The sequence below is a fragment of the Bacillus sp. FSL K6-2944 genome (assembly GCF_038005385.1).
Taxonomy (GTDB): Bacteria; Bacillota; Bacilli; order Bacillales; family Bacillaceae_G; genus Bacillus_A; species Bacillus_A cereus.
In genome coordinates this window covers 88,871-94,870 of sequence record NZ_JBBOTE010000007.1, presented here as the reverse complement: position 1 = coordinate 94,870, position 6,000 = coordinate 88,871, and the positions used below count along the sequence as shown (strand labels likewise).

Below are 6,000 nucleotides of genomic sequence, written 5' to 3'. Positions count from 1 at the left end.
AGGCTTAGTGACAGGGTAGCTGCTCTAGTCCGCAGGACTTTTTCCATTAATAGTAAAACAGGGTGTTCTTGAAGGTTATGCTCTCTCTCAATTATACTATTTATTAAATAAACGTAATGAGATGAGGGGAAATATTGAAAAAAAGTTGGACTGAAGAAGAATTATTAGAGAACTACATGCTGTTACCAAATGAACGTCATTTAGTATTGAGTAAAAAAACAAACGCCAATCGTCTGGGATTTGCTGTCTTACTAAAATATTTTCAACAGGAAGCTCGTTTTCCAAGCGAAAAACAAGATATCTCGAAAGATATTGTGCAACATTTAGCACATCAAATAGATGCTTTACCTGAAGATTTTTTTGAACATTATAAATGGGGCGGAAAAGAAAGAAGTTATACAGATCATCGAAAAATCATTCGTGATCTCTTTGGTTTCAGAGAGATCACTTCAAAAGATAATCTCCAATTGATACAATGGCTAAAAGAACAAGTACAACTTACACATGATATGGAAGATTTATCTGATCAAGCTTATCATTTATTTCGCAAATGGAAAGTAGAACCACCTTCTAAAGGTAGTTTAAAACGAATGATTCATTCCGCTATTGATACGTATGAGAAAGATTTATATTATACAATTTCCGAACATTTATCCGCTGAAACTTGTTGTCGATTAGATGCATTGTTAGCTGTGCAATCAAATGAGGATTTAGAAATTGTAGACATCATGTATGAAAAAACAAATTCAAATCAGTTATCTTTTCGATATCTTTTATCGTCTGCATGTAAACCGAGTGTAAATACTATGGAAACAGAATTAAAAAAACTGTTAGCCATCCAACGATTAGAAATTCCTCCTAGACTATTTCAGCATTTACCTCCAAAGTTAGAAAAGAAATATCGTTTCCGCGCAGCAACAGAAACTGTAACAGAATTACGTGCGCATCCGTCCCACATTCGTTATACATTATTAGCTATCCTTTTTTCACACCAATATGGGAAAGTCATTGATTCTTTAGCAGATTTATTAGATGAAATTACACTTAAAATCAAAAATAGAGCTAAAAATACAACTCGGAAAGAAGCCATTACAGAATTGGAACGGGTAAAAGGAAAAAATAAACATATTATAAGCTTATTAAAAGCAACTGTAGAACATCCCGAAGGGATTATTCAAGATACCCTATTTCCAATTGTTAGCGCTAACACAATTCAAGATATAATAAAAGAGATGACAAAAAATGATCGTGAATATAAAGAAAAAATTTATACTAGGATGCATGCTTCTTATGGCGGACACTATCGACGGACATTTATTGATATTTTGATGAATCTTACCTTCCGGTCTAATAACCAATTACATCAACCTGTAATTGAAGCTATTCAACTTATCCGAGAATATAAAGAAAGTGGCCAACGTTATTTTGCAATTGAAGATACTGTTCCAATTGAGGGTGTCATTCAACCTAAATGGAAAAATATCATTATCGAAGCGGATAGTCAGGGAGTTGAAAGAGTCAATCGAATTAACTATGAAATTGCAGTCATTCAATCTCTTCGTACGCAGCTTCGGTGTAAAGAAATTTGGATTGAAGGAGCAAATCGATATCGTAACCCGGATGAAGATCTTCCACAAGATTTTGAAGAAAATAAGGAAGAATATTTTGAAGCATTAAAGATACCACTTGATGTGAAGCCTTTTATTGAAAATATAAAGCAGTTAATGAAAGAAAAACTACAAATGCTTCATCAAGGATTAGAGAGTCAAAGCAATAAAAAAATAGTGATTACTACCAAAAGTAATAAAGGATGGATCCAAGTTACTCCCCTTGATAAACAACTGGAGCCTCCACTTGTACCAACTATTAAACAAGAAGTTAAAAATAGATGGAATGATATTAATTTATTAGATTTATTAAAAGAAACAGACTTTCATACAGGATTCACCAAACATTTTAAAACTACAGCTAACCGAGAAATATTAGATTCAGAAACGATTCAACGTCGTTTACTTCTTTGTTTATTTGGATTAGGAACAAACACTGGGTTAAAAGCAGTAGCTGCTGGAAACCCCATTGATAATTATCGAGAGCTTCGATATATGCGTCAGAAATTTATACATAAAGATCATTTAAGAAAAGCGAATGCAGAAGTAATCAATCAAATTATGAATCATCGAGAGAAAAATGTATGGGGAGAAGCTACCACTGCTTGTGCCTCGGATTCTAAACATTATGGCGCTTGGGATCAAAACCTACTAACAGAATGGCATCCTCGTTATAGAAAACATGGAATTATGATTTATTGGCACACAGATCGAAATTCTGCATGTGTGTATTCTCAAATTAAATCTTGTTTATCTTCTGAAGTAGCTGCAATGATGGAAGGTGTATTGCGCCACTGCACAGATATGGAAATTGATCGAAACTATGTAGATACGCATGGGCAAAGTGTGATTGCATTTGCCTTTTGTCATCTGTTAGGCTTCAAACTTATGCCACGTTTCAAGAATATTGGTTCTCAAAAATTGTATCGTCCTGAAGCTGGGATGAACGAAGAATACCCTCAGTTACATCCTGTTTTAAGTAGACCGATTAACTGGGATCTTATTCAACAACAATATGAAGAAATTGTTAAGTTTGCGACTGCCCTAAGACTGGGAACAGCTTCTGCTGAATCTATTTTAAAACGATTCACAAGGGATACAAAACATCCAACATATTTAGCATTATGTGAACTTGGAAAAGCAATGAAAACCATTTTTTTATGTGAATATTTACACTCCGAAGATATTCGTAGAGAAATTCAAGAAGGACTAAATACTGTAGAGCAATGGAATTCAGTAACTACTTATATTTTCTATGGGAAAAATAGTGAATTACGCTCCAATTCACTAGAGGATCAAGAAGTATCGGCCTTATCACTACAGCTACTTCAAAATTGTTTGGTCTATATGAATACCTTAATGGTACAAGAAATTCTATACGATAACCAACAATATTGGTTGAAAAAAATGACAATAGAAGATTTCCGAGGTTTAACCCCGTTATTTTATCATCATGTGAATCCATATGGAATTTTTAAATTAAATATGAATCAAAGAATACCAATTAAATTACAAGTAGCTTAAAAGTTATCATTCTTGTACAAACAGAGTCATAACTTTTAAGTTTTGACTCTGTTTTTGAAGTGCTGTAATATCAGTATGTAGACAGGTGTCATAACTTAAGGTCTAAAGTTACGGGGAAATAGGAGCGATTTTTATGAAATATGGCTATGCACGCGTAAGTACATTACACCAGGACCTGGGGTCCCAAATTCAAACATTGCAAAATGAAGGCTGTGAAGAAATTTATTCTGAAAAGTTTACTGGAACAAAAACAGATCGTCCAAAGTTTCAGGAATTATTATCTATATTAAAAACAGGGGATATGCTTGTTGTGACAAAACTAGATCGTTTTGCACGTTCAACCGTTGATGCGATACATATAATTAGAACGCTATTTGAAAAAGGTGTAAAGGTTCATATACTCAATATGGGATTAGTTGAAGATACACCAACAGGTAGGCTTGTATTCAATGTAATGAGCGCATTTGCTGAATTCGAAAGAGATATGATTGTAGAACGTACGCAAGAAGGAAAAGCAATCGCAAAGCTAAATCCTAATTTTAAAGAAGGGCGGCCAAAGAAATATAATAAGAAACAAATAGAACATGCCTTATTTCTTTTACATAATCATTCCTACAAAGAAGTGGAAGAAAAAATGGGTATTTCAAAAAGTACATTAATCAGAGCAAAGAGGCAATTAAAAAAAGAGAATGCCACAGAAAGTACAGTTACATCATAGTATGAATCTCCCTATTTACTTTTAATGGGAAAAGTCCTGCGGACTAGAGCAGCTACCCTGTCACTAAGCCCAATAAACTGCATCGTACTTTTTAGTGTTTGAATCAATGTTTTTCCCCCTCTCTAGCCGGATGGCAACGAAAATAAACTTTTCTTTTTAAAATCCGTACATAATTCCGCTGATGAGATATGTGAAAAGAAGCAATGAAATAGGTGCAGTGAAAAAGCCATAGAACCAGATTTGATCAAAAATGTGTTCTTCAATACCGAAGTACACATTTGTTTTTTCTTAATTTTCTGAAATGAAATTGTAAAATTTTTTAAGGGGTTTTTGTTTACGATGAGGGTATGTTAAAATTGACTCATCGCTTTTGATTTTGAATAGGTTATTTGCCAAAACAAATCATCCTTTCTTTCAAAAGTTTTTGGATAGAAAGAGTCCTGTCAAAGTTTCCTAGGCCGAGTCAGGGCTTTTTCTTATGCACTTTTACTTTTTAAATTCTTTTAGCGTTAACTCTCTAAAAAATTGCGAAAAAGCTTTATTAGTATCTTCAATACGTTTCCAATCTTCTTCTAATAATGTAATGGAAACCTTTTTTGTAATTCCAAGAGATGGACGACCCGCACCCTCTCTTTTCCCTCCATGTTTCTGCATTGTTTCTCCTTTCTGTTATTTTGATTTAGGTTACTTTTATTATAAATAATTAAGTTACTTAAATCAAGAGATTTATTAATTTTTTTGATTTTTTCATTTCACTACAATTTTGACTTGTGTTCCATCTGGTAATTTCTCTAATTTATTTCCTACATATGATCCAGCACCACGATTATCAGATGGTTTGATATACTTAATATCAGCGCCGGTTCCCCCCTCCGCACATACAGCCATGGGGAATTCATCTCTATCGTATCCCTTTTTTGTAGGAACATTTGCAAGAGATTGCTTTCTTCTATCGGCTGCACCTTTACGATCGATTGTACAAATGTCTGTTTTTCCTTTTTCAATTGCTTCTTTAATATGAGCACCTGTTTCAGGATATTTAGATGAAGGAAATTCTAAGACTTGCTCTACTCGTTCAGAGCCAATTGCTTCTTTTACTTTTGGCGATGATGTTTCAAGAGTTGGTTTACAACCTACAAGCAATACACTAGCAATCCCCAAAATCCCTATAATAGACCTAGCGTTCATTTGTTTCCCCCTTAATTCTTAAAGTGTGAAGTCCTCCATTGATGCTCGAATTTCATCAGCTTCTACACCAATGTATTGTAGTGTCTGTCTTTGCGTCGCATGACCAAATAACTTCATCAAATAATACACATCTTTTTTTCTTTGATAGTAATGGTATCCAAATGTTTTTCTCATGGAATGAGTTCCCCATTGTTCTGAGTCAATACCACAAGCCTGCGCTGCTTGGTGTAAGAATGTATGAGCCATTTGTCTTGTAATCGGCTTATCTCCTTGCCGGCTTGAAAATAACCAATCAGAATCCGCTCGATTACTTGTATACTTGGCAATTTCTTGCTGCAATACAGTATTGAAGTAAACTTCCACCGTTGTTTCTGTTTTTTCCATTTTGATTTTCATGACATTTTTTCCACGAACATCTTTCACACGTAACCGTAAAATGTCGCTAATTCGTAAACCTGTGTTAATTCCAAAGTAGAACAGAAAATAATTTCGATACGAGGAATTCTGCAATAACCAATCTTTCATTTCTTCAACTTTTTCTAATGATCGAATCGGTTCCTTTGCGCCAGGTTTTCGTCCCCCCTTCGCCATATAAAATGACCTCCTAACACTGTTTTGTTAACTGTAATATGTAAAACTTACTTTAACTATACATATAATTTGTAAAAGTAGCAATATCTTTTTATTAATTATGCAACGAAAAAAACCAGTAATACCATAGAAAAACGCATGATATCACTGGTTATTGTGAGTTTAACATTTTGTAAGTTTTGTAAAACTCATTTTAAGATGTGTAATTACAAATTCAGAATGAGGTCAATACACATTTTTTATTTCAAATCATAACAAAATTCCATTTAAGTGAAAATAAGTAACATAAACCTTAAATTGCATATCGAAATATATTTACATTATATTTTTTCTACTTTAATATCCTTATGTATTACTAATGATATCCACGGG

5 protein-coding genes and 1 pseudogene are annotated in these 6,000 nt (G+C 33.6%); 2 read left to right on the top strand and 4 right to left on the bottom strand.

What is annotated here, in order from left to right; genetic code table 11:
• Positions 1-176: 176 nt before the first annotated feature.
• Both MHH55_RS34125 and MHH55_RS34120 read left to right on the top strand, forming a co-directional pair.
• Entirely contained in the window at positions 177-3,131 is a 2,955-nt protein-coding gene (locus MHH55_RS34125; protein ID WP_445661833.1) for a Tn3 family transposase, read from the top strand.
• A 133-nt stretch (positions 3,132-3,264) separates the two neighbouring features.
• Positions 3,265-3,849 carry a recombinase family protein gene (locus MHH55_RS34120; protein ID WP_078187806.1) on the top strand — a complete coding sequence of 195 codons (585 nt, stop codon included), beginning with the start codon at positions 3,265-3,267 and terminating at the stop codon, positions 3,847-3,849.
• 156 nt (positions 3,850-4,005) lie between these two features.
• On the opposite strand, the gene MHH55_RS34115 is transcribed toward MHH55_RS34120, so the two are convergent.
• The 4 genes and pseudogenes from MHH55_RS34115 to MHH55_RS34100 form a co-directional block, all read right to left on the bottom strand.
• The gene (locus MHH55_RS34115; RefSeq protein WP_254849732.1) at positions 4,006-4,125 is read right to left on the bottom strand and encodes a DUF3961 domain-containing protein; all 120 of its coding nucleotides are present in this window, start codon (positions 4,123-4,125) and stop codon (positions 4,006-4,008) included.
• Positions 4,126-4,335: 210 nt separating this feature from the next.
• Entirely contained in the window at positions 4,336-4,503 is a 168-nt protein-coding gene (locus tag MHH55_RS34110) for a CopG family transcriptional regulator (protein ID WP_078186439.1), read from the bottom strand.
• A 93-nt stretch (positions 4,504-4,596) separates the two neighbouring features.
• Positions 4,597-4,917: pseudogene (locus tag MHH55_RS34105) on the bottom strand (NucA/NucB deoxyribonuclease domain-containing protein); the annotation flags it as partial.
• Positions 4,918-5,055: 138 nt separating this feature from the next.
• On the bottom strand, positions 5,056-5,628 hold the full coding sequence (locus MHH55_RS34100) for a tyrosine-type recombinase/integrase (protein WP_078186437.1): 573 nt from the start codon (positions 5,626-5,628) through the stop codon (positions 5,056-5,058).
• Positions 5,629-6,000 lie beyond the last annotated feature (372 nt).

Bases quoted from the DNA above. Each gene is read 5' to 3' on its own strand.
- MHH55_RS34125 (WP_445661833.1), top strand. From the start codon at position 177: ATGCTGTTACCAAATGAACGTCATTTAGTATTGAGTAAAAAAACAAAC.
- MHH55_RS34120 (WP_078187806.1), top strand. From the start codon at position 3,265: ATGAAATATGGCTATGCACGCGTAAGTACATTACACCAGGACCTGGGG.
- MHH55_RS34110 (WP_078186439.1), bottom strand. From the start codon at position 4,503: ATGCAGAAACATGGAGGGAAAAGAGAGGGTGCGGGTCGTCCATCTCTT.
- MHH55_RS34100 (WP_078186437.1), bottom strand. From the start codon at position 5,628: ATGGCGAAGGGGGGACGAAAACCTGGCGCAAAGGAACCGATTCGATCA.